At 73.9% G+C, this 23,646-nt stretch carries 21 protein-coding genes; 4 read left to right on the forward strand and 17 right to left on the reverse strand.

Annotated features, from left to right (window positions below; all coding sequences use genetic code 11):
• Nucleotides 1-83: 83 nt before the first annotated feature.
• The 15 genes from AQI94_RS21390 to AQI94_RS21460 all read right to left on the reverse strand — a co-directional run bounded on the left by AQI94_RS21390 (nt 84) and on the right by AQI94_RS21460 (nt 15,117).
• On the reverse strand, nt 84-839 hold the full coding sequence (locus AQI94_RS21390; protein ID WP_031052524.1) for an SDR family NAD(P)-dependent oxidoreductase: 756 nt from the start codon (nt 837-839) through the stop codon (nt 84-86).
• Between the two features lie 6 nt (nt 840-845).
• Complete coding sequence (locus AQI94_RS21395) at nt 846-2,087, reverse strand: MFS transporter (protein WP_199814359.1); 1,242 nt, start codon at nt 2,085-2,087, stop codon at nt 846-848.
• The gene (locus AQI94_RS21400) at nt 2,087-3,478 is read right to left on the reverse strand and encodes an IS701 family transposase (protein WP_455712803.1); all 1,392 of its coding nucleotides are present in this window, start codon (nt 3,476-3,478) and stop codon (nt 2,087-2,089) included. The genes AQI94_RS21395 and AQI94_RS21400 overlap by 1 nt, the downstream gene beginning before the upstream one ends.
• A gap of 158 nt (nt 3,479-3,636) precedes the next feature.
• The gene (locus AQI94_RS21405; RefSeq protein ID WP_062229880.1) at nt 3,637-4,881 is read right to left on the reverse strand and encodes a hypothetical protein; all 1,245 of its coding nucleotides are present in this window, start codon (nt 4,879-4,881) and stop codon (nt 3,637-3,639) included.
• Nucleotides 4,878-5,726 carry a fumarylacetoacetate hydrolase gene (locus tag AQI94_RS21410; protein ID WP_031051565.1) on the reverse strand — a complete coding sequence of 283 codons (849 nt, stop codon included), beginning with the start codon at nt 5,724-5,726 and terminating at the stop codon, nt 4,878-4,880. Before AQI94_RS21410 ends, AQI94_RS21405 begins: the two co-directional genes overlap by 4 nt.
• A 35-nt stretch (nt 5,727-5,761) precedes the next feature.
• On the reverse strand, nt 5,762-6,907 hold the full coding sequence (locus tag AQI94_RS21415; RefSeq protein ID WP_225890235.1) for an enolase C-terminal domain-like protein: 1,146 nt from the start codon (nt 6,905-6,907) through the stop codon (nt 5,762-5,764).
• Nucleotides 6,897-7,778 (reverse strand): alpha/beta fold hydrolase, encoded by an 882-nt coding sequence (locus AQI94_RS21420; protein ID WP_031051569.1) that lies wholly within the window; start codon nt 7,776-7,778, stop codon nt 6,897-6,899. The genes AQI94_RS21415 and AQI94_RS21420 overlap by 11 nt, the downstream gene beginning before the upstream one ends.
• Nucleotides 7,779-7,814: 36 nt before the next feature.
• Nucleotides 7,815-9,506: a GH3 family domain-containing protein gene (locus AQI94_RS21425; protein ID WP_225890236.1), complete on the reverse strand. Its 1,692-nt coding sequence runs from the start codon at nt 9,504-9,506 to the stop codon at nt 7,815-7,817.
• Between the two features lie 124 nt (nt 9,507-9,630).
• Nucleotides 9,631-9,834, reverse strand: a complete 204-nt coding sequence (locus tag AQI94_RS21430) for a hypothetical protein (RefSeq protein ID WP_031051574.1) — start codon at nt 9,832-9,834, stop codon at nt 9,631-9,633.
• Nucleotides 9,831-10,514, reverse strand: a complete 684-nt coding sequence (locus tag AQI94_RS21435; RefSeq protein WP_062229881.1) for a hypothetical protein — start codon at nt 10,512-10,514, stop codon at nt 9,831-9,833. Before AQI94_RS21435 ends, AQI94_RS21430 begins: the two co-directional genes overlap by 4 nt.
• A 265-nt stretch (nt 10,515-10,779) precedes the next feature.
• On the reverse strand, nt 10,780-11,586 hold the full coding sequence (locus AQI94_RS21440; RefSeq protein ID WP_031053320.1) for a carbon-nitrogen family hydrolase: 807 nt from the start codon (nt 11,584-11,586) through the stop codon (nt 10,780-10,782).
• 57 nt (nt 11,587-11,643) lie between these two features.
• Nucleotides 11,644-12,405, reverse strand: a complete 762-nt coding sequence (locus AQI94_RS21445; protein ID WP_031053323.1) for an SDR family NAD(P)-dependent oxidoreductase — start codon at nt 12,403-12,405, stop codon at nt 11,644-11,646.
• A gap of 49 nt (nt 12,406-12,454) precedes the next feature.
• Complete coding sequence (locus AQI94_RS21450; RefSeq protein WP_078902858.1) at nt 12,455-13,093, reverse strand: TetR family transcriptional regulator; 639 nt, start codon at nt 13,091-13,093, stop codon at nt 12,455-12,457.
• 408 nt (nt 13,094-13,501) lie between these two features.
• Nucleotides 13,502-14,458: an NAD-dependent epimerase/dehydratase family protein gene (locus AQI94_RS21455; RefSeq protein ID WP_062229882.1), complete on the reverse strand. Its 957-nt coding sequence runs from the start codon at nt 14,456-14,458 to the stop codon at nt 13,502-13,504.
• A complete protein-coding gene (locus tag AQI94_RS21460) occupies nt 14,455-15,117 on the reverse strand; it encodes a ScbR family autoregulator-binding transcription factor (RefSeq protein WP_063760184.1) in 663 nt (220 codons plus the stop codon). Before AQI94_RS21460 ends, AQI94_RS21455 begins: the two co-directional genes overlap by 4 nt.
• A gap of 140 nt (nt 15,118-15,257) precedes the next feature.
• Here AQI94_RS21460 and AQI94_RS21465 point away from each other — a divergent pair, with 140 nt between their 5' ends.
• Entirely contained in the window at nt 15,258-16,190 is a 933-nt protein-coding gene (locus AQI94_RS21465; protein ID WP_031053156.1) for a ScbA/BarX family gamma-butyrolactone biosynthesis protein, read from the forward strand.
• Nucleotides 16,191-17,253: 1,063 nt separating this feature from the next.
• On the opposite strand, the gene AQI94_RS21470 is transcribed toward AQI94_RS21465, so the two are convergent.
• Nucleotides 17,254-18,171: a LysR family transcriptional regulator gene (locus tag AQI94_RS21470; protein ID WP_062229883.1), complete on the reverse strand. Its 918-nt coding sequence runs from the start codon at nt 18,169-18,171 to the stop codon at nt 17,254-17,256.
• A 165-nt stretch (nt 18,172-18,336) separates the two neighbouring features.
• Between AQI94_RS21470 and AQI94_RS21475 the strand changes: the two genes are divergently transcribed.
• The 3 genes from AQI94_RS21475 (at nt 18,337) to AQI94_RS21485 (ending at nt 20,412) form a co-directional block, all read left to right on the forward strand.
• On the forward strand, nt 18,337-19,347 hold the full coding sequence (locus tag AQI94_RS21475; RefSeq protein ID WP_225890254.1) for a DMT family transporter: 1,011 nt from the start codon (nt 18,337-18,339) through the stop codon (nt 19,345-19,347).
• Complete coding sequence (locus AQI94_RS21480) at nt 19,344-20,102, forward strand: cyclase family protein (RefSeq protein WP_031051498.1); 759 nt, start codon at nt 19,344-19,346, stop codon at nt 20,100-20,102. Before AQI94_RS21475 ends, AQI94_RS21480 begins: the two co-directional genes overlap by 4 nt.
• Nucleotides 20,103-20,181: 79 nt before the next feature.
• A complete protein-coding gene (locus AQI94_RS21485) occupies nt 20,182-20,412 on the forward strand; it encodes a hypothetical protein (RefSeq protein ID WP_031051497.1) in 231 nt (76 codons plus the stop codon).
• 10 nt (nt 20,413-20,422) lie between these two features.
• Here the strand turns inward: AQI94_RS21485 and mgtA are convergent, their stop codons facing one another.
• A complete protein-coding gene (mgtA, locus tag AQI94_RS21490; RefSeq protein ID WP_404817925.1) occupies nt 20,423-23,062 on the reverse strand; it encodes a magnesium-translocating P-type ATPase in 2,640 nt (879 codons plus the stop codon).
• Between the last annotated feature and the right edge of the window lie 584 nt (nt 23,063-23,646).

Raw genomic sequence — 23,646 nt, forward strand, 5'->3', positions numbered from 1 at the left:
CGGGGTGCGGGACGGGGCCGGGCTCACATGCGTCGGGCCTACATGTGTCGGGGCTACATGTGTCGGGGCTACATGTGTCGGGCTCACATGTAGAGGCCGCCGTTGATGTCGATGACGGAACCGGTCGAGTAGCCGGCGCTCTCGGAGCAGAGGTGCAGCACGCTGCCCACGGCCTCGGCGACCGTGCCGTAACGCCCCATCGGCAGCCGGGACATGACGTCCTTCTTGGACTCCTCGGTGCGGCGCTCGAAGGCGCCGGCCACCCGGTCGGTCGCGATCGGGCCGTGCGCGACGACGTTGGCCACCACGCCGGTGCCGGCCAGCTCGTAGGCCATCTGCTTGGTCATGCCGATCACGGCGGCCTTGGCGGCGACGTACGCGGCGTTGTTGAAGTGGCTGTACGTACGGCCGCCCGCGGAGGCGAAGTTGACGATGCGGCCGTAGCCGTCGGCGGCCATCCGCGGGCCGCACACCTTGACCGCGATCCAGCTGCTGACGACGTTCTCCAGGAACGTCTGGTCGAAGTGGTCCGTGGTCAGGTCGGCGTAGCCGATCACGCGGGTGTCGCCGCCGACGCCGTTGACCAGGATCGACGGGGCGAACCGGTCGACGATGTCGGTCAACCGGGCTTCGGCCGCGGGGATGTCGGTGATGTCGCCGACGACGGCCTCGACCTTGGTGAGCCGGCCCAGTTCCTCGGCGAGCCGGTGGACGGCCGCCGCGTCACGGTCGAACAGGACGAGGGTGTGGCCCTCTTCGGCGAGCTCGCGCGCGACCTCCTTGAGGATGCCTCCGGCGGCGCCGACCAGCAGGGCGGTGCGGGGGGTGGGTGCGGACATGACGGTTCACCTTGTCTCTCGGGTCAGCTGTTCTGCGGTGTCGGGGTGGTCACTGGGGGCGGCCGGCGCCTTCGCGAAGCCCGCGAGCCGCGGCAGCAGCGCGAAGCCGAGCGTCACCGCGCATCCGAGGCCGAGGACGGACAGCCACAGGGCCCCGTAGCCGTGGGCGTGGGCCAGGGCGAGGCCGGCCGGGCTGCCGACGACGAACGCCGCGTTCCAGGCGAAGAAGTAGGAGCCCTGGTAGCTGCCACTGCGCCCGGCGGGCGCCCGGTCGGCGATGAAGGTGGCGGACATGGGGGCCCACAGCACCTCGCCGAGCGTCCACACGACGGTGGCGAGCGTGAAGGAGAGCATGCCGTCGGCCAGGACGTTGGCGCCGAAGCCGACGGCCATGAAGGCGGCGGCCATGATCAGCGGGATGTGCGGGCGCAGCCCGCCGACGAGCCGGGGCACGAGCGGCAGCAGCAGGACGGACAGCACCGCGTTGACCGCGAGGACGAATCCGATGCCCCCGGCGGTCAGCCCGCTGTCCCGCATGTCCAGCGGGAGCGCGGAGTTGACCTGGAGGTAGATGCAGGCCAGCAGGAAGGTCAGCAGCAGGAAGGCGACCAGGACCGGGGTGCGGAAGGGTTCGGCGATGCCGCGCGCGGCCGATGCGAGGGCGGCGGCCGCTCCGCCGGGCCGGTCCGCGGTCCGGGGCAGGGGGTCGGCGGGCACCGCGAACACCAGGGCCGCGTACAGCAGACTGGAGACCGCCCAGACGACGAAGAGGGCGCCGGGGCTGACTTCGAGCAGGAACCCGGAGAGCACGGGGCTCAGCGACATGCCGATGTTGAAGCCCACCAGGAAGAGGCTGTACGCCTTCGAGAACTGTTCCGGGGGCACGATCGCGGAGATCAGTCCGGCGCCGGCGGGCCGGTCCACGGCCGACAGGAACCCGGTGATCAGCGACAGCGCGCACAGCGCGGCCACATGGTCGGCGACGGCGAACAGGAGGGCCATGCCGGCGGTGAACGGCTGGGCCGCGACGATGGTGCGGCGCGGGCCGATCAGATCGGCGACCGCTCCTCCCACCAGTCCGGACAGCACCACTCCGGCGCCGAAGAGCCCGACGACGAGTGGGGTGGTGCCGGGGGCGACGAGGTGGTTCTGCTCCAGGTAGAGGACGAGGAAGGCGGGGGCGAGCGTGCCGAGCCGGCTGACGGTCTGGCCGCACCACAGCAGCCAGAACGCCTTGGGGAGGGCCATCAGGAGCATCCCGTTCGTGTCGGTGTCGTCAGGGTCCGTGCCCGGCGCGGGGGCCGGGCGGGCTGGGGTCCGCGCGAGGCACGGGCGGGGCGGGTGGGGGGTGTGCCGGCGCGGCCGAGGGCCCCGTAGGCGAAGGCGGCGGACACCAGCGTCATGTGGTGGTGCCAGCCGGGGTACGAGCGCCCTTCGAAGGCGCGCAGCCCGAAGTCGTCGGCCAGCCGCCGCATGGTGTCGGCGGCGCCGGTGTGCAGCCGGGCCAGCGCCGGCGTCTCACGGGCCGGCCGGTCCACGAGGTCGGTGAGCCAGAACCGGTCACCGCCGGCCTCGCTCGGCCGGCGCTCCACGGTCAGCAGCAGGGGAAGGGGAACGCCGGGCAGCCGCACGGCCACGACGGGCGCGCCCGGGAAGCGATCCGGCAGCCGGGCGTCCTGGGCGGCGAGGAGCTCGCGCACCCGTAGTCCGCCCCCGTCGCCCCGCGCCGTGGAAGCGCCGACACCGGTTCGCACGGGCGGCACGTCGGCACCGGTCCCAACGGACGTCATCCCCAAGGCAGTTCGCACGAAGGGGACACCGACAGCGGCCCGCCCGGGGCCGACACCGTCTCCGCCCCGCGCCGACAGACCACCGCCACCGGCAAGGACCACGAGCTCACCGGGTACGGCCACGGCGAAGCGGCGCCCCCGGGCCGCGAGCCCGGCCGCCAGCGCCGCGGTGTCCGCGAAGCCGACCAGGTCGGCGACGACCGGCACGTCGTCCGGGCCGGTGCCGGAGCGGGACAGATCGACCCCGTCGACCAGGTCCAGCGCCTGGGCGGCGGCCGTGGTGCCGGCGGCGTCCTCGGGAACCCGGGCCCGGTCGCGCACCTGCGGGTCCGCGGACCACGGCCCGGGCAGCAGCAGCCGCCAGTCGACGGGGACCGTCGCCCGGTCCGCGGCGAGGAACGCGCCGATGCCGACCTGGCAGTTGACGGTCCGGCCCTCCTGCGGGACGAAACGACGGTGCACCCCGCAGGAACGGTCACCGCGCTTGGGCAGCACCGCCGTCCCGAGGAGCAGGGCGCGGGGCCCGGACCTGCGGACCACCCAGTCGGCCAGCCTCGCCCGGACCGGCTCCCAGTCCCACGGGCTGGCGTTGACGAACTGGTGCAGGGCCTGGGCCGCGGTGGCCGAGTCCGACACGGAGGCCGCGAGCCGCCGTACCGTCTTGCGGCCCGGCGTCGTCAGCAGGCCCCGGGTGTAGACGTGGGCCCATCGGCGCTGGTCGGCGCGGGGCAGCCGCTCGAAGATCTCCGCGACGAAGGCGTCGAAGGCGTCGGCTGCGGGGTGGTCCGGGGAGCCGGTGCGGACCCGCGGAGCGGCAGGCCCGGGAGCCACCGTGGAAAACGCCGTCACCATGTCGCGTTCCCCTTTCTCTGGACTGGGCGGACCTCGCCGGTTCGGAGCCCGCACCAAAAAAATAGAGAACGAACTCTTTGTTTTCAAGACGGAGGCCGCTCTCCGACTGCGACTTTGCCGAGTCCGCACCCTCGCACCGCTGTCACCTGCGGTTTTCACAAAGGGGAGAAGGCCGGTCGCAGCAGCGCCGCTTCGCTCAACTCCCGCTCCGCGCGCGCCGACCAGCTCTCGCCGAGCCCGTGCGAGGAGAGTGCGGCGGTCAGCGCGCCCTTGAAGGTGGACAGATACAGGGAGCCGCCGGGCCCGCCGCCTGCCCCACGGGCCGCGACCGTGCGGAGCCCCGTGATCCGCGCGGCATGCGGGCCGAGCGCGGTGTCCACCGAACCGGCGTCGACGACCCGCACCTCCGGTCCCCGGGCCTTCGCCTCCCGCTCGACCGCGTGCCGGATCCCGGCGTGCGCCCGCCGCTCCGGCCGCCAGGCCCGCCCGGCCGAGCACAGCACCGCCGCGTTCGCCCGCGCCCGGCCCAGCGCGTCACCGCCGGCCCCGGCGCGTAGCCGTGCCTTCACCAGCCCCAGCACGCAGCCCGGTTCGGCGATCAGCGTCCGCTCGGCGTACCGCCGGCGCAGGGACATCGCGGTGGCCACGGTGACCTCCGCCCGGCCGGTCTCCCGGGCGAGCGCGTCCGCCAGAACGGTCGTGAGGAACCCGCTCACCGTCACCCGACCCGCCCGGCACCACTCGCGCAGCCGACGGCTCTCGTACGGCGTCAGCGTGACCGCCACGACACCGGGCGCCATGGCCTCGGACGTACGGCCGTCACCGCGCCCCTGCCCGTGCCCGCGCCCTCCCCGGTAGGCCACCGCAGCCCCGGGCCCGCACACTCCGCACACGCACCCGCCGCTCTCGTAGGTGAGCTCGTCGGTGTCGGGCGGCAGCGCCTCCGTCGCGCGGTCGGCGGCGTCGGGGCCCGGGGTGTCGAACAGGGCGTCCAGCAGCGGTCGTACGACACGGCCGACGGAGTAGGCGTCGCAGATCGCGGGGTGGAGGGTGAGGCGGAAGCGCGTGGTCCCCGCCGGACCCGGACCGGCCCGCAGCCGCCACAGCCGCTCCCCCGCCACCTCGTCGTCCGTCCCGGCCGGCGCCGTGAGGAGGGGGTGCGCACCGGTCGGCGCCCCCTGCCGGAAGCACAGCCCGCCGTCCGCGCCGGTGATCCGCAGCGACAGCAGCGGCAGCCGGCCGAGCCACCGCCGCACCGCCCGCTCGACCCGGTCCGGTGCGAACGTGCCCCGCACGGTGAACGACGTGGTCAGCCGCCCGCTCCCGCGCATCAGGGCGTGGGTGTAGGCGAACGCGGCCTCCGTGTCGCTGAGTCCGCGCTCCCCCTCGCCGGCGCTCACGGTCCCTCACAGCGCACGGTGTTGGACAGGGTCACCCCGTGGCTCGCGAAGTCCAGGGTGACGCGGTCGCGGTCGGCGATGCGGAAGCCGTCGTGGAAGCTGCTGCGGTCGGCGCCGAGGTAGACGTAGTGCACCCGGCCGGGGACGCTCAGGGCGTCGTACGAGAACAGCTCGGACATGATGGCGTCGAGGCCGTAGTGCAGGGCCTTGGTGCCGGTGGTGAACTCGCCCCGCCAGCACGGCTCGCCGTCGCGCTCGATCGTCACGTGCCCGGTGACGTGCCGCGGGGGTTCGCCCGGGAACAGCCAGGGCGCCACGGCCGCGTCGCAGAGCTTGGCGTAGGACAGGTGGCCCCGGTGGCGCCGGAAGCGGCCGATGTCGGTGAGGTCGTTGCCGAAGGTGTAGCCGGCGTACCGGGGCCGGCCGGCCGCGTCGGTGACGTAGACGAGGACGACCTCCGCCTCCTCGGTCAGCGCGACGGACCCGACGGGTGCGCGCAGGTCCTGGCCGGGAAGTTTCAGCACGTCACCGAGGCCCTTGAGGAACCAGTTCGGCTGGGTCGGGGTGTCCGCGTCCACCTTGACGTTGTGGGTCTGCATGAAGCCGCCGACCAGCGCGCCACCGGGGTGGTCGGGCAGCAGCGGGGGCCGCAGGGTCACCTCCCCGGCGGGGACGGTCACCGCCTCGGCGTCGGCGGGGTCGTCACCGGCCAGCAGCAGATCGGCCAGGTTCCGGTCGCCGAGCGGGACGAGGCGCAGCGGTTCGCCCTCCCGTGGCAGGCCGAGGCCGATGTGGCGGCGGCCCTGGTAGGCGCATTCGAACAGCACGGTCGTGGAAGCGGTCATGGGAGGTCCTGCCTTTCCGGCATGGTGAAGGGTGGTCACAGGTCCCGTACCGCCCAGCGCTCGGCGTGCCCGGCGAGGTCCATGCCCCAGCCGGTGCCGCCCGCGGGGCGAAGGGTGTTGGTGTCCCGGTCGACGGCCGGGGGCGGGGCGACGATCATCTGCGGGAAGAAGCGGTCGGACTGCCCGGCCTCGACGGTGAGCGCGTCGGGGTGAGCGAAGGCCAGGGCCCGGCCCGCGTTGATGAGGGGGCCCACCTCGGCGACCTGGACGCCGAACTGGAAGCGGATCCCGTTCTCCCGGGCGTACGCGACGAGCCCGGCGGCCGGCAGCGGTCCCCCGTTCTTCGACACCCGGATGTTGAAGGCGTCGCAGGCCTCGGACTCGACCGCCCTGCGGGCGTCCCGGGCCGTGCACACCGACTCGTCGAGCATGACGCGCACCCCACCGTCGCGGCGCAGCGTGCGCAGTGCGTCCCAGGAGCCCTTGGGCAGCGGCTCCTCCACCCAGTCGGTGCCGGCCTCGCGCAGCCGGTGGGCGTGGCCGACCGCGTTCGCCGGGGTCCAGCTCATGTTGGCGTCGACCATGACCGGGACGTCGTCGCCGAGCTTGTCGCGCAGGGTGCGCACGGTCCGGGCGTCGTGCTCGACGTCGTCCGAGGCCTTGATCTTCACGAAGTGGAAGGGGCCGCGGGTGGCGAGGAACTCCTCGGTGTCCAGGCTGAGATCGAGCACCTGGGAGACGGGAAGGGCCGAAGCGGGCCCCGCCCCGGCGGCCGGGCCGGGCGGCAGCAGGTCGCGCGCGTCCGCCCCCAGCCGGCGGCCCAGCCAGTCGAGGACCGCGGTCTCCAGAAGGCAGAGCAGGTTGTTGCCGCCGTCGACGGCGAAGACGCGGGCGAAGCCGTCGCGGTGCAGCAGACCCAGCGTCTCCTCGGGCGGGCCGTCCGTCAGCCGGGCGAGCAGGGCGCCGAGGTCCGTCTGTTCCAGCGCGCCGCGCACACTCGCGGTGGTCTCGCCGGTGACGTACGAGCGCGGCGCGCACTCGCCGAGGCCCGTCACGCCGTCGGCCGACAGGCTCAGGACCAGGCTGTCGGAGGTGCGGCGGCGGGCGGCGGGATGGTCGAACGGCGTCCGCATCGGCAGCTCGACGTGGTACAGCCGGGCCCGCCCGGCCTCAGACGCCACGGTTCACCCCCTGGAGCAGGGTGTACGTGGACGTCCAGTCGACCAGGTCGTCGCTGACGTCGGTGTAGAAGAGGTAGTGCCGGTCGGTGGGGAACCGCATGAGCGCGCCGCGTCCGGCCACCAGCTCCTGGAAGACGGACTGGGCGGCCTCCAGGTCCACGATCGGGTCGGTGATCCCGGAGACGAAGGTGGCGGCGGGCACCGGCGCGGTGGTGGGTCCGCCGCTCAGATAGCGCTGCTCCAGGTCGAGCAGCACGGCCCGCGAGCGGCGCGTCAACTGCCGTACGGCCAGGTCGTCGTGGTCGATGAAGTGCTGGTACTTGGTCTCGTCGGTGAAGTCGGCGGCCCGCAGTCCCGCGTCCCACAGCTGCTCACCGCGGTCCGAGGCGATCGTCTGCCGGGTGTCCGCGTCGAGGGTGGCGTGCATCCGGCCGAGCCAGGAGGAGCAGAACACGGCCGCGTCGTAGGAGGTGGTGAACCCCTCGTGGCACATCAGGGCCGCCATGAAGGAGCCGCCGAGGCAGTGCCCGAACAGGGACAGGGGCACGGTGTCGCCGATCATGGCCCGGACGAACGCGGCTGCCTGCGCGTAGTCGTCGAGGACCGTGCCGGCCTCCGGTATCTCGCCGCGCGGGCCGGGGCTGATGCCGCTGCCGCGCCGGTCGAGGACGAAGAACGCGATGTCGTTGTCGGCGAAGCGCGGTCCCACTTCCCACAGCCACCCGGCGTGGCTCTGGAGCCCGTGGAAGTAGAAGACGGCTCCCTTGATCCGCTCCGGCCGCCACACGTGCAGGGCGAGGCGGGTGTCGCCGCACGGCACGTCGATGATCTCGCGGCGGATGTTCTGCGGGGGCCTGATGGTCTCGATCACGGTCGAACTCCTTTTGGTGGAGGGGTGGTTGGGGGATCAGTCGGAGACGAGGGCGCCGACGAAGTCGACGTCCTGCTGGAAGGGCTTGTACTTGTACTGGGTGGCGTTGCCCTGCTGGCGCCGGGACTCGACGTACGCGGCGATCGCGCCCTGCGCCACGGTGCGCACCCGCAGACCGGCGAGGCGCCCGCTGTCCCGCTTGGAGGCGTACTCGATGTTGATGACGGACAGCTCGCGGTCGATCGCGCCGGACAGCTCGCGGTCCAACTCGTCCGTGGGCTCCGGCACTTCGACGACGACGGTGTAGGACGGCAGCTCGTCCCAGCGCGGCCCGCACATGTACAGCCCGGTCTCCAGGCCGCCGGCCGCGAGGCCCTGGCGGATGGCCTGGGTGACCTGGCCCTCGGTGATCTTCTCTCCGGTGAAGGAGTGGAAGACGCCGTCGCGGTGGGTGAAGTGGATCCAGGGCGTGCCGTCCTCGATCCGGTCGACGCGGTAGATGTCACCGGTCCACAGCCGGTACAGGCCGTTGCCCTGCGACATGATCAGGTGGTAGTCGCGGCCCTCCTCCACCTCGTCGTACAGCAGCGTCCCGACCTTCTCGCCGGCGTCCAGGAGCGCGCCCAGCGGGACTTCGGCGGGGACGAACTCGAAGTACGCCTGGCTGACGGCGAGCGGCTGGCTCTCCAGGGTGTCGTCCACGGGGATGGTGGTGACGCCCTCGGTCCCGCAGCTCATGAACGGCAGCTTGGCGACGCCGGGCAGCACGGCGTCCAGCCGCGGCCGGTACAGCTCGGCGGAGGCCGACAGCCAGCAGCTGTACAGGGTCAGGGAGGGCCAGACGTCGACCAGGCTGAACTCGGCCTTCGCCAGCGTCCGTTCGAGGTGTGCGGCGGCCCGCTCGTCGGGGTCGGTCCAGGGTTTGCCGTACAGGGTGCCCTCGCGCAGGTCGCGCACCAGCTCGGCGCCGTGCTCCGCGATCAGGTCGCGCAGCGAGACCAGGGTGCTGGGGTTGATCGCCGAGATGTAGTGCAGGTCCTTGCCGACGAGGTTGCGCACCCGGTGGTACATCCGCCCGGCGTGGCTGGTGGGCGCGTCGGGGCCGAACCAGGGGGACTCGTACCACGGCGGGTTCCAGTCCCGGCTGTTGAGCTGCGGATGCCGGTTGCTGATCGCCTGGTGCTCCACACCGTGCACGAAGTCGTACACGTCCTCGCGGACGGTCTGGGTGTCGAGGGTGGCCCAGGGGTGCGCGAGGATCTCGGGGTGGTGCTCCAGGCAGGTGCCCCACATGGCCTTCATCGCGGGGATCCGGTACGTCAGCAGCCAGTGCAGCGTGTACGGGACCCGCTTGGGGGTGCCGGTCGTCCCGCTGGTCTTCAGCCAGCGCAGCACCGGACTGCACGAGAGGATGCCGCCCTTGGTGCGGGTCTCGCGGTCGATCTCGTCGACGAAGTCGTTGTAGCGCATGATCGGCAGGACCGACCGGAAGCTGCCCGGGTCGGCGGCGATCACGTCGTACCCCTTCTCCTTCCAGTGCAGCGAGGCGGCGCCGATGTCGATGAGGTCGTCGAGGACGCGGGCCTGCGCGCCGGCCGGGTCCTTCAGGTCGGCGAGCAGGCTCTGCCGGGCCCGCAGGCACTCGTCGACGAAGGGGTCGCGCCGGGTCTGCCAGTGCTGCTGCCACGGGGACGTCTGCGGGAGCTGGGGGATCTGTGCTGTGTCCACTGCTGTCTCTCCTCGAAGTACCGTGCCGACGGCCCGTTTTCGGGCATGGGTCGGCACCGCGCGGCGGTGGCCGGACGGTGGGGTGGATGGATCGGTCGGGGTGCTGGTGCGGGAGGACCGTCGGTCAGGCGTCGTGCGCCGAGGCGGTCTCGCCGGCCACGAGAGCGGCCAGTTCGTTCAGGTCGTACAGGGCCTGGCGGCGCGTCCCGTAACGGGTGAGCTTGCCGCGGCGGGCCCACTGGCGGATCGTGCCCTCGCGGACGTCGAGGGCGAGCGCCGCCAGCGAGGTGGGAACGCGTCTGCCGCGCTCGGGGTGTGCGCTGTTCATGCCGTCTCCTCGGCCTCGGACATCGACTGACGTCGGTTCAGCAGGAGCCACTGGCGTGGCGTCAGAACGTGCCCGGCGCCGCACATCGGTCCGCGCAGCACCAGGTCGTCGCCGCCCCGCTCGGGCAGCGTCACCTCGGCCTCGCAGCCCGGCTCGACACACCGGCCGAGCGGGACGAGTTCGGGCCTGGGCGGTGCGACCACGCCGCGCAGGGCGGTGGCCACACGGGCGATCTCGTCGGCCGCCGGGCCCGCGGCGGGGTGGGCGGCCAGCAGGCCGACATGCCGGCCGAGGAAGGCGGCCAGCGCGGGCACGGTCCGCTCCGGCGGCTTTCCCGCCCCGGTCTCGTCCAGCACCAGCCGCGCCCAGGAGGCCAGGCGTACGACGGCGTCGTGCCGGGCCTCCAGCGCCGCGTCGCTCACCGGCGGGGGGTCCGGGCGGTGACCGGTGACCCGGGCGAGGCCGCCCTGCCGGGCGGGCAGCACCAGGTGCTGCTCGCTCTCGCGGTGGAGCGCCGGCAGCGCGGCCAGATCGGCGGCCAGGGCACGCCGGCACGGTCCGCAGAGCCGGGCGTCCGGTTCGGCGGGCCTGCGCCCGAGGACACCTGAACGGGCCGCGCGGCGGCAGCGGTTCGACGCGCACTGCGCCGGGAGGAAGGGTCGGGAAATCGGGTCGGCCATGGTCGCCTCACTTCGGGGAGCTCGGGTCGACAAGCAGCGGGCACCGGGGAATCCGGGCAACAAAAAAGCGCCGCTCGATGGCGGCGCTACGACAGTGCGAGAGGTCCTGGAAGAGGACAGACTGCCTCGCGAAAGAGTGTTACACGGCTGCTGCGTCGGGCGCAAGGGGCTGCCGGAAGAGATGCGGTGGGGGAGAACAAGGACGGCAGGTGCCGTCCGCCCGGCAGTCTCGGGGCGGACGGCACCTGCCGTCTCGGGGCACATGTCAGCGCGGCACCGGCACACCGAGGACCCGGTCGCGCAGGGCCGGGAACTCCGCACGCGTCTTCGCGACGAGCGCCGGATCGAGGTCGACGACGAGCGTCTCCTCCCCCGCCCCGGCCTCGGCCAGGACCGCGCCCCACGGATCGACCACCAGGCTGTGGCCGGCCTGCTCCACACCGGCGTGCGTGCCGGCCGTACCGCAGGCGAGGACGTACGCCTGTGACTCCACGGCGCGGGCGCGGGCCAGCAGCGACCAGTGGGCGCGGCGGGCGGCGGGCCATCCGGCCGGCACCAGGAACAGCTCGGCGCCGGCGTCGACCAACTGCCGGAACTGCTCGGGGAAGCGCAGGTCGTAGCAGGTGGCGAGGCCCGCCGTCAGGCCCGCGGTCGCGTCGCCGTCGAGCACGGCCGTGACGGTCTCGCCGCCCCGGGCCAGCAGCGCCGCCTCGCCCCGGTCGAAGCCGAAGCGGTGGATCTTGCGGTACGTGCGGCGCAGCCTGCCGTCGGGGCCGAACAGCAGCGAGGTGTTGTACAGCTCGTCCGCCGGACCGCGTTCGATGAGGGAACCGGCGTGCAGCCACACCCGTGCCGAGGCCGCGGCCGCGCCCATCTCCCGGGCGGTGGGGCCGTCGAGGGGTTCGGCGTGCGCGGCGAACGCGTCGAACGCGAACGCCCCGACCGTCCACAGTTCCGGCAGCACCACCAGGTCGCTGGCGTGCTGCCGGCGCACGAGCCCGGACACGCGGGCCCGCCGCTCGTCGGCCGGTTCGTCGGGTCGTACGGCGATCTGGAGGACTGAGGCGCGCACGGGGTCTCCGTTTCGTGGTCGGTGGCGGTGCCGGGACAACTGCCGTCGGTACGTGGGTCAGCGCAGGTGGGAGGCGCCGTTGACGTCGAGCACGGCGCCGCTGCACCACTCGGCGCGGGCGCTGCTCAGCCAGGCGACCGCGGCCGCGACGTCCGAGGGCACGGCGATCCTGCCGAGCGGACTCTGGCTGCGCACCTCCTCCTCGACGGCTCCGACGAGCACGGGTTCGGTGAGGTCGGTGCGGACGAACCCCGGCGCCACGGCGGTCACCGCGATGCCGAGCGGGCCCAGCGACTGGGCGAGCGACTGGGTCAGCGCGTGCAGGGCGGCCTTGGTCGCCCCGTAGGCGGGGGCGTCGGGTTCGCCGCGGTAGGCGCCACGCGAGCCGACGTTGACGACGCAGGCGCCCTGCGGCCCCTGGAGGCGGTGCCGCAGATGGTCGACCAGGCACCAGATCAGATCGGCCGGGCCGAGCAGGTTGACGTCGACCAGGCGCCGCCAGTCGGCCTGCCAGTCCTCGTACGAGGTGGTGGCGACGGGCTGTTCGGCGTACACGCCCGCGTTGTTGACGAGCACGTCGACGGTGCCGAGCCCGGCGACCGCCGCGTCGATGATCTCCCGGGCCGCGCCGGGGGCGCCGACATCGCCGGTGACCAGGATGTGTCCGGTGCCGGGCAGACGGTCGAGCACGTCCTGCGCGGCCGCGGAGTCGGCGCGGCAGTGCACGGCCACGCGGTGCCCGGCGGCGGCGAGTTCGGTCGCGACGGCGGCCCCGATACCCCGGGAACCGCCGGTGACGAGCGCACAGCGTCGAGTCATGGATCGAGCCTTTTCGTGGAGGGGGCGGGGGTGAGGGAGCGGCGCGGGGTCAGGACGGGTCGCGGAGGGGCGAGGCGACGGCCCGACAGTCGTCGGCACCGCGCGGCGACCCGGTGACGAGCACCAGGGCCCACAGGCACTCCAGTTGGGCGAGCACCTCCTTGCCGGTGCGTCCCTCCCGCAGTGCCGCCTCGGCGCCGGCCGTCAGATAGACGGCCAGCAGCTCCAGTTCCTCGGGCCGGGGCCCGCAGCCGGGACCCGGCGGTTCGGGGGCGAGGACCACCAGGTCGCGCAGGACGTCCCGCCACACGGTGTGCCAGCGGGAGGGGACCGCCCGTTCCTGGGTCAGCCGGGCCGCCGCGCGGACGGTGACCTCCTCGTCCAGCAGCCGGGCCACCACGAGGGTGAACTCGACGACCGGCAGGAGGGCGCCCATCGGGGTGAGCCGGGTCAGGGCCCCCCGCGTGATGGCCTCGGCCTCCTGGCAGACCGCGCTCGCCAGGTCCGCCTTGGCGCGGAAGTGGAAGGTGAGCGCGCCCATCGTCATGCCGCAGGCCCGGTGCACGGCGGACAGCGATGTCCCGGCGTATCCGTGCCGGTCGAACTCGATGGCCGCCGCCGCGATCAGCGCCTGGCGGGTGCGCTCCGCTCTCACCTGCTTGACCATGGGCCTGACCTCGGTATTCATCACGGGAACTGACTCCACGGACCGCCCGGACAGCGGTGTGCGCGCCAGGTGCCCGAGGAGGGGGCCCGTCGTGGGCCTCCCGTCCGCTCGCGCCGCTGTGGATGACGGGAGGCCGCCGGCCCCGGTCCTGCGAACGTACCGCCGGTTCACCGCACGGACACCTCTCGCGCCCGGCTCCGGGACGACTTGGCCAAGTTGGACGCGACGTCCCCGGTTTCCACCCGGTTTCCACACAACTACCCCGATCCTCAAGGGACTTCGGGGACAACGTGCGAGCCGGTCCCGAGCGCCCCTGGGACCCGAGCGCCCCCGGTCAGCCCGCCGCGAGGTGGGCCCGGTACCAGGGCGCGACGTGCGAGCCGGTCCCGAGCGCCCCCTGCGCGCCCCCTGGGGCCCGAGTTCCCCCGGTCAGCCCGCCGCGAGGTGGGCCCGGTACCAGGGGGCCGCCTGGGCGAGCCGCTCCAGCGGCCCGGGGCCCGGCGCGCAGCCGGCGAGCCGCCAGACCTCCTCGCTCTCGTACCAGTGGTCGAGGGCCAGCAGGGCGAACTGGCGCTCGCTGATCCGGCCGGGCACCTCCCGGAGCCGCTCCAGGCACCGCTCCCAGGACAGGTCGCCGGTGACCGGCGGCAGGACGTCCAGTTCCGCGAGCCTCGCCGTGAGGTCGCCGCCGCGCACCGGAACCGGGTGCCCGGCGTGGAAGATCCCGGACGGCACCGCGTCCGGTGCCGTGGCCAGGGCCGTCACCAGCCGGGCCAGGTCCTCCACGGCCACGAGGGAGAGCCGCCCGCGGCCGCCGTCCCAGCGGGCCGGGACCCGCCGGAGCAGTTCGCGCAGTCCGGGCACCACCCAGCGGTCCCCGGCGCCGAGGACGAGCCCGGGACGCAGGACGACGGCACCCGCGTCGAGGGCGATCCGCTCCGCGGCCAGCCGGGTCCGGCTGGCCGCGGACACGGGCGCGGGCGTGACCCCGTTCACGGGGATGCCGCGGTGCGGGCCGGGGCCGTAGACCGCCGCCGTGGACAGGTGCACGACGCGCCGCACCCCGGCCCGCCGGGCCTCCCCGACCACGGCCCGGGTGCCGCCGACGTTGGTCCGCTCGCACTCGCTCTCCGTGCCGTCGACCCGGGCGGCGAGGTGGACGAGGACGTCCGCACCGCTCGCGGCCCCGTCGAGCGACGCGGGATCCGACAGGTCCGCGCGCGACCACTCCACGCCCGTCCGCTCCCGGAGTCCGGCCGGCACGGTACGGACGAGGGCGCGCACCTCCAGATCGCGGCCCTCCGCCCGTTCCTGCAGCAGCCGGTGGAGCACCGCCCCGCCGACGAAGCCGGTGGCGCCGGTCAGCAGCACCCGAAGCGGTCTCATGAAGCGGTCTCCTCCGCCTCGTCCGCGTCCTGCGGCACCTCGGGGGCGCCGCCGTTGTCCGGGAACTCCAGCGTGGCGACGACCTCCGGCGGCGCGAGGGCCGGCAGCAGGCAGCGCAGCATGCTCTCTATGCGTTCGGGCAGGTCGCCCCGGGCGCTGGAGAGCCGCGACATGATCTGCGTACCGGTGTACGCGGCGACGATCACCTGCGCGAACGCGGCCTCGTCGACCCCCGGGCGCAACTGGCCCAGGTCGCGGGCCTCGGCGAGGTGGATGCCGAACTGCTCGGCCCACCAGTCGTAGATCGAGTAGTTGAGCAGGTTCACCTCGCTCTGCTCGACGGCGAGCCGGACGCCGGCGCGGAACAGGACGTTGGAGCGCATCTCCACGGCCAGGTACTGGCACACGTCGATGAGCTGCTGCAGCCCCTGCTTCCCGCTGGGCCACTTCAGCTCGGCGGCCTGTTCGACGATGACCGCCCGGGCCAGTTCTTCCTTCGACTTGAAGTGGAAGTACATGGCTCCGGTTGTGGTCTCGGCTCTGCGCAGGATCGCGTTGAGACCCGCTCCGTGGTACCCGACCTGGTCGAACATCTCCGCGGCCGCGCGAATCAGCGCGGCCCGCGTCCGCTCCGCGCGCTCCTGCCGTTGTCGTGCCATCGGCAGACTCCTCGTACCTGTAGACAAACAAAAAGAACGACCTCTATTTTATTCACGTCGAAGCCGCCTTGTCACCGTCGGCGGCGTCGATTCATCTGCGCGTGCCCAATTCGGACGTCACCGCACCTGGGGGGAACACCATGACCATCGACCTTGCCCAGCACAGCCTCGCGAATCGATTTGAGACGGTTTCGGCCGATTACACGCACAAGACGAACCAGGACGAAATGCTGCTGCGCAGCTGGCGGCGCACCGGGCCCGACACCTTCACGGTGACGGCCGCGTGGCCCGCCGCGCACCGGTTCTACGTCAGCCGCCTGGGCCTGTACGACCCGCTCCTGCTCAGCGAGACCGTACGCCAGACGCTGCCGCTGCTGTCCCACGGCGCCTACCAGGTGCCCTTCGGTCATCAGCTTCTGTGGAAGGACTTCAGCTGGACGCTCGACCCCGCGGCCGCGCAGGCCGACGGCGATCCGGCCGAGCTGGAGCTGCACATCAGCTGCCACGACGTGACGTACCGGCGTGACCGCGCCTCCGCGATATCCCTGACCGTCGAGGTGGAGCGGGACGGGCGCCTGCTGGCCACGGCCCACTCGCGCTTCACGATCCAGGACCGCACGGTCTACAACCGGCTGCGCGGCACGTACGCCGACGCGACCGCGGCCACCGCGCGCGCCGTACCGCTGCCGCCGCCGGCGGGTCTGTCGCCCTTCGGCCGCGACCGCTTCGAGGACGTGGTGCTCGCCGCGACCGACCGACCCGACCACTGGCAGCTGAGAGTCGACACCACGCACCCCGTGCTCTTCGACCACCTCGTGGACCACGCCCCCGGCATGCTGCTCCTGGAGGCCGCGCGTCAGGCGGCGCTGGCCACCGCGCACCCGCACCCGATGGCCGTCACGGGCATGGACTCGGACTTCGTCCGGTACGCCGAGATGGACGCCCCCTGCCTCCTGGTGACCGAACGCCTCACGGAGCCCGGCCGGGTACGGGTCAGCGCCCGCCAGCACGACCGGGACATCTTCACCAGCCTCGTGACCCTGGCCACCGCTCCCCGCAACCTCGCCGCCTGACCCACCCCCGGCCGGGTGCCCCTCGGCACCCGGCCACGCGACGACGCTCCCCTCCCGGGCCTCACACCCCGACCACCCGACCACAGGAGACTCGCCCCCCCACACCCCGGCCAGCACAAGCGGCCGGGCCCGGGCACACCACGAGCAGATCCGCCAGGCACAGGCGGCCGGCCCCGCGCACACCACGACGACACCCCGCTCAGCACAGGCGGCCAAGCCCGCGCACACCATGAGCAGATCCGCCGGGCACAGACGGGCAAGCCCCCGCGCACCCCGACCACCCCCGCCCAGCACAAGCGGCCGGGCCCGCCCGCACACCACGAGCAGACCCCGCCGACACAGACAGCCGGGCCGCGCGCACCACGACCAACTCCACCCGGCATAGACGGCCAGCCCGCGTACACCGCGAGCAGACTCCGCCGGGCACAGGCGACCAGCCCCTCGCACACCACGAGCAGATCCGCCGGGCACAGACGGGCAAGCCCCCGCGCACCCCGACCACCCCCGCCCAGCACAAGCGGCCGGGCCCGCCCGCACACCACGAGCAGACCCCGCCGACACAGACAGCCGGGCCGCGCGCACCACGACCAACTCCACCCGGCATAGACGGCCAGCCCGCGTACACCGCGAGCAGACTCCGCCGGGCACAGGCGACCAGCCCCTCGCACACCACGAGGACACCCCGCCCAGCACAAGCGGGCCGGGCCCCGCCCGCCAAGAGCAGACCCCGCCTGCACAGACGGCCGGACGCGTGCACCACGGCCACACCCGCTCGGCCCAAGCGGCTGGGCCCCGACACACAACGAGCAGACCCCGCCGACACAGATGGCCAAGCCCCCGCGCACCACGCCCACACCCCACCCGGCGCAGCCAGCCAGCCCCACGTACACAACAACCACACCCCACCCAGCGCAAGCGGCGCGGGCCCGTATGCGTGGTGAGGAAGTCCGGCCGGGTGCGCATCGGCACCCGGTGGCTCGCATCGGCGCCGCGTCACGGCGCCCGGCGACGCACGTCGGCCCGGGGACCGCGCCCCGGCTGAAGTCGCTCTCCCCGCCCGGGGTCAGTGCGCCGCGGGGACCGTCGGGGGGTCGGTGGCTGCCGCGTCGCGGAGGGCCGAGAGGAGGCCGCGGAGGGCGGGCTGGTCGAGGGCCGTTTCGCGGGCCACCGCGGAGATCACGCGGACCGGTTCGGGGTTGCGGACCGGGCGGACGACGACGCCGGGGTGGCGGCCGCGCAGGCCCAGTCGCGGCATCAGGCCGACGCCGAGGCCCGCCGCGACGAAGCCCTGCGCGGTGGCGTAGTCCTCGCTGCGGATGACGAAGTCGGGACTGAACCCGGCCGCCGCGCAGGAGTCGATCACCGGTTCAAGGCAGGGGCCGGGCGGTTCGCTGCCGACCCACTGCTCCCCGGCCAGCTCGTGCAGGTCGATGACCTCCCGGTCCGCGAGCCGATGCCCCAACGGCAGGACGGCGGCGTACGGGTCGTCGAGCAGATGGACCAGGCGGAACCCGTCCCCCGCCCGGCCCCGCGCCTGAACGACCACGGCCAGGTCGGCCCGGCCCCGGACCACCTCCTGGAACGGGTCCTCCGGGTCGGCGAGTTCGAGGTCGACCCGGACGCCGGGGTGTTCCGCGCGGAGCCGGGCCAGAGCCGGGGCCACCAGCGTGGAGCCCGCCGTGGCGAAGTACCGGACCGACAGGGTGCCGATGCGCCCGGCGCGGAGGTCGGCGAGGGCGCTCTCGGCCTGGGCCACCGCCGAGCTGATCAGGGCCGCGTGCTCGGTGAGCAGCAGACCGGCCGGAGTGGGCCGCACCCCCCGCCCGACCCGTTCGAGCAGCTCGGTGCCCGCCTGCTTCTCCAGCGCCGCCACCTGCTGGCTGACGGCGGACGGCGTGTAGCCGAGGTGGGCCGCGGCCGCGGTGACCGTCCCGCTGGTGACCACCGCACGCAGGACCTGGAGGCGCCTCACGTCAAGCATGTAGCACAGCTTAACAGACTAGGTAGAACCATTTGCTTGTCCTCACAGTTCGACTGGGGCATCGTCGAAGAACGGGACGGAACGGACCGGACCGACTACCGGGTCGTACGGCGGCCGGACGGAGGAAGCATCGTGAACAGTGGGACACGGAGTCTGCGGGGCGGGGTGCGGGTGGCCGTGCTCGCCCTGCTGTGGGGGTCGACCTTCCTCTGGATCGAACTGGCGCTGCGCGGCCTGTCCCCGCTCCAGGTCACGTTCGTCCGCTGCCTGCTCGGCGCGCTCGTCCTCACCGTCGCCTGCTACGCCTCGGGCCGGCGCATGCCGCGGGGCCGTACCGTCTGGCGCCACATCGTCGTCGCGGCCTTCTTCTGCAACGCGCTGCCCTTCGCCCTGTTCAGCCTGGGCCAGCAGACCGTCGACTCCGGCCTCGCGGGGGTCCTCAACGCCACGACCCCGCTGTGGTCGATCGCCCTGGGCCTCGCCCTCGGCTCGGAACGCGGGCTGCGCCCGGTCCGTCTGACGGGCCTGCTGCTCGGCTTCGCCGGCACGATCCTCATCCTCGCCCCGTGGCAGTCGGCCGGGGCCACCGGCTGGGGAGCCCTCGCCATTCTCGGCGCGGCCGCCAGCTACGCCGTCGCCTTCACCTACATGGGCCGCACCCTGGTGCGCCGGGGCACCCCCACCATCTCGCTCTCCGCCGCCCAGCTGGTCGCCGCGAGCGGGCTGACCGCCGTCGCGCTGCCGGTCGGCGGCCTGGAGTCGATCGACCCCGGCCCGGCCGTCGTGGTCGCGGCCCTGGTCCTCAGCGTCTTCTGCACCGCGATCACCTTCCACCTCACCTACCGGATCATCAACGACGAGGGCGCCACCAACGCCGCCGTGGTCGGCTACCTGCTGCCCGTGGTCTCCGTGCTGCTCGGCGCGGTGGTCCTGGGCGAGGGTCTGAGCGTCCGGGTCGTGCTGGGCATGGCCGTGGTCCTCGTCGGGGTCGGGCTGACCCGGCGCAAGGACGCGACGGCCACGGCTCCGGCCCGGACCGGCAGGGGCGAGACCGCGGGCTCACCGGCATCCGCCGAGGAGACGCCCGCGAAGGACGCACTCGGCACAGACCTTCCCTCCGGCCCTGCCTCCGACCTTCCGCCCACCCGTCGCCCAGAGCTGGAGCGGGCCGGATGACCTCCGGCGAGCCCCGGCTCTGGTCGGCGTACCGCCTGCTGACCGAGGGCACGGTCCGCACCGACCTCACCCATGCCTTCCGGCCGGGGCAGCCGCACTTCGCGGGCTTCGGGGACGAGCACCGCGAGACCCTCTACGACCGGGTGCGCGGCGACGGCTTCACCGCGCACCGCTACTCCCTGGCCGGCCAGTGGGGCACCCATGTCGACCCGCCCGCGCACTTCGTGGCCGGGGCCCGCACCCTGGACCTGATCCCGGTCGAGGAGATGATCCTTCCGCTGGCGGTGCTCGACATCACCGCCCGGGCCAAGACCGACCCCGACGCCACCCCGGCCCTGGACGACGTACGGGCCTGGGAGCGGCGCAACGGCCGGTTCCCGCCCGGGGCGTTCGTCGCCCTGCGCACCGGGTGGAGCCGTCGCTGGCCGGACCCGGTGGCGATGGCGAACCGGGACGAGGCGGGGACCTCTCACACACCGGGCTGGTCGGCCGAGGTCCTGACGTACCTCTTCGAGGAGGCGGGCGTCACCGCCATCGGGCACGAGCAGGCCGACACGGACCCCGGCGCCGCCGCCTCCGCGGGCGATCACGGCCTGGAGGCGTACGTCCTGGGACGCGACCGCTGGCAGATCGAACTGCTGGCCGACCTCGGCCGGCTCCCCGAGTCGGGAGCCCTCGTCGTCGCCACCTGGCCCAAGCCGCACGCCGGTTCGGGCTTCCCGGCCCGGGTGTTCGCGGTGCATCCCGCGGGGTGAGCGCCGTACCCGTCACGGCATCGGCCCCCCGGGACGATTGCGCAACCTCTAAACTGTCGGCGTGGACGCAGCGGAGACAGTGCAGACGGCCGACGTGACCGGGTGGGAAGTCGCCGTCCTCGACGGTGGACCGGCCGACGGGATGCGGGTCAAGGTCGCCGACCGGCCCCGGGTCGTGCAGGTGTCGTACCCCTGCCGGGCGGAGGGCGCGCCGTCCGGGGTGCGGGTGGAGGGCGTCTACGTCTACCGGCTCGATCACGGTGTGACGGACGAACCCCTGCGCTACGGCTTCGACATCGCCTGCCCCTGAGGGGCGTCACTCACCGGGGAGCGCGGCGGCGCTCATAGCGCGTCCGCGCCGCCAGCAGGCCCACGGCGTACAGGGCCAGGACGGCCGCGAGCAGGCCGTAGTACACGCCGGGCAGCGCGCTCAGGCCGAGGGCCGCGCCCGCCGGGGACGCGGGCAGCAGCAGACCGATCGCGGCCAGGGCGACGGCGGACCAGGTCACCGGGCCCGGCCGTCGGCCGCCCCGGCCCGGTGAGCCCAGGGACAGCAGCACCATCACCAGGGCCTGTGCCAGCAGGTTCTCCGTGAACCAGCCCGAGTGGAACAGTGCCTCGTCGTCGCCCGGGCCGCGCAGAGCGAAGGCCAGCACCCCGAAGGTCACCAGGTCCGCCACGGCGTTCAGGGCGCCGAATCCGACGATGAACCGGAGCAGTTCCCGGGGGTCCAGCACGCTCGGCCGGCGCCCGGCGGCGGGGGCCGGACGGTCGTGGGCGAAGGCCAGTTGGGCCGCGTCGAAGCACAGGTTCTGGACGAGGACCTGGGCCGGGAGCATCGGCAGGAACGGCAGGAGGAGGCCCGCGGAGAGCATCGCGATCACGTTGCCGAGGTTCGAGGAGAGCGTGATGCGCAGATACGTGGCGATGTTGCCGCCCGCGTGACGGCCCGCGGCGACCGCGTGGCCGATCGCGGTGAGGTCCTTCCCGGCGAGGACCAGGTCCGCGTTCTCCCTGGCCACTCCGGCCGCGTCGCGGGGGGCGATGCCCACGTCGGCGGTGCGCAGGGCGGGCAGGTCGTTGACGCCGTCGCCGAGGAAGCCGACCGTGTGGCCGCCGGCCTGGAGGGCCCGGATGACGCGGGTCTTGTGCTCGGGGGCGCAGCGGGCGAAGACGGTCGTACGCCGGGCCAGTTCGGTGAGTTCGGGGTCGGAGAGGGTGTCGAGGCGGTCGGCGGTCAGGACACCGGAGACCGGGACCCCCAGGTCACGGCAGGCCCGGACCGCGGTGCCCGGATGGTCGCCGGTGAGGACCTTGACGGTGACGCCCCGGGCGGCGAGGGCGGCGAGGGCCTCGGCGGCGGTGGGCGCGAGGTCGTCCCGGAGGGTGACCAGGCCGCGGAAGGTGAGGCCGCGTTCGCGGGGGCGGTCCCCGGCGGGGCGTTCGGTGACGGCGACGGCGAGGACGCGCAGTCCGTCGGCGGCGTGTGCCGCGGCCAGGTCGCGCAGCCGGACGCGCTGGTCCTCGGACAGCGAACAGCGTTCCAGGACGGCCTCCACCGCGCCCTTGGTGATCAGGGTGTGCGTGCCGAACCGGCCGGGGGCGCGGACGGCCACGGTGGCCAGGCGGCGGGCCGGGTCGAAGGGGACGGCCGTGACACCGTCGTACGACGTGAGGGTGTCCTCGTCGGCGTCGGCGAGCAGGGCCTCGTCCAGGGCGTCGGGGGCCGGGAGGTCGGCGAGCTGGAGGGACCACCAGGCGGCGACGGCCGCCCAGCGCAGCACCCCGGGGTCGTCGTGGCCCTCCGCGTCCAGCGCGCGGTGCACGACCGGGCGGTCCTGGGTGAGGGTGCCGGTCTTGTCCACGCACAGGACGTCCATGGCGCCGATGTCGTGCAGGGCGGGGAGCCGTCGCACGATGACGCCGTGGGTGCGGGCCAGGAGGGCGGCGCCGCGGGCCAGGCAGGTGGTGACGACCACCGGCAGCATCTCCGGGGTCAGCCCGACCGCCACCGCGACGGCGAAGGGGAGGGTCTCCAGACCGCGGCCGCGCAGGGCGGCGTTGGCCATCAGGACCAGGGGCGGGGTCAGCAGCGCGAACCGGATCAGGATCCAGGAGACGCTCTGGACGGAGCGTTCGAAGCGGGTCGCCGCGGGTTTTCCGGTACGGCGGTGCGCGGCGGCGAAACGGGTGTCGCCGCCGGTCGCGGTGACCACGGCGGTGGCGCTGCCGGAGGCGACGCTGCTGCCCTGGAAGCAGTACCGGGGGTCCTGGAAGGCACCGCCGTCCCCCGGGTCCGCGCCCGCCTCCTTCTCCACCGGCGCGGACTCTCCGGTGAGGGCGGCCTGGTGGACGGTGAGTCCGCTCGACCGCAGCAGCCGTACGTCCGCGGGGACCAGGTCGCCCGGGCCGAGCCGTACGACGTCACCGGGGACGAGTTCCCCGACCGGGATCTCCCGGGTGACCGGGGCCGTGTCCTCGGTGGCCCGGCGCCGGACGGTGACGGTGGTCGCCACCAGGCGGCGCAGTGCGGCCGTGGAGCGGTCGGCGCGGTGTTCGCCGGAGGCCCGCAGGACGCAGCTGACGACGACCAGCAGGAGGATCACCGAGGCGGTGCCCCAGGCGAGGACGGCGGCCGACACCAGTCCCAGACAGAGCAGCACCGCGGTGAAGGGGTCCCGCAGACTCCGTGCGAACCGGCGGGGCCAGGACGGGTCCCGGTCGTCCGGAACCGCGTTCGCCCCGAACCGCGCCACCCGCTCCTCGGCCTGCGCCTCGGTCAGTCCCCGCGGACCGGCCCCGAGCCCCCGAAAGACCTCAAGAAGGCTCGCGTCCCCGGAAGGGAGAACCCGCACCACCAGAGGGGCGTCGGAACCAACCGCCGAACCGGGCGAGGGCAACGAGGGGCCGACGGCCCCGGGCACCGAAGAGTCAGGAGCGACGGGATCACCCGAAGGCACGGACACCGACGCCACCGCACCGCCGGCGAGGTCCCCGCCCCCCGACCGAACCGCCCCACCAGCCGCACCCAGATCAACCGCCCCGGACGCGCCGTAGTTCAGAGCATCGACCTCGGACACCGGCCTATCCAGAGCACCGGCCCCCGATACACCCCCGCCCGCAGCACCGACCCCGGACGCGCCCTCACCCACATCACCGGCGCCGGACACCCACCTATCCAAAGCACCGGCTGCAGACATCCCCCCGCCCGAAACACCGACCCCGGACGCGCCCTCACTCAGACCACCGGCCCCGGATACCCCCATATCCAGAGCACCGGCCTCAGCCGCACCCCCACCCAGAACACCGGCCCCGGAAACACCCCCGCCCAGAGCCCCGACCCCCGAAGCACCCGCTTCACCCGACGCCCCCGACGTTCCCGACGCGGGACCCCCCGTCCCCCCATCCCCCGCCAACGCCCGATCCGGCGTCGTGGGGTCGGCTGAGGGGGCGGTTACGTTCTCCCCCCGCGCCCCCGACCCCTCAGACACCGGCCTCGCGCAGGCGGTCCGATGTTTGGGAGGGGGTTTCTCGGGCCGTGAGC

Source organism: Streptomyces pseudovenezuelae, from assembly GCF_001513955.1.
GTDB classification, from domain to species: Bacteria; Actinomycetota; Actinomycetes; order Streptomycetales; family Streptomycetaceae; genus Streptomyces; species Streptomyces pseudovenezuelae.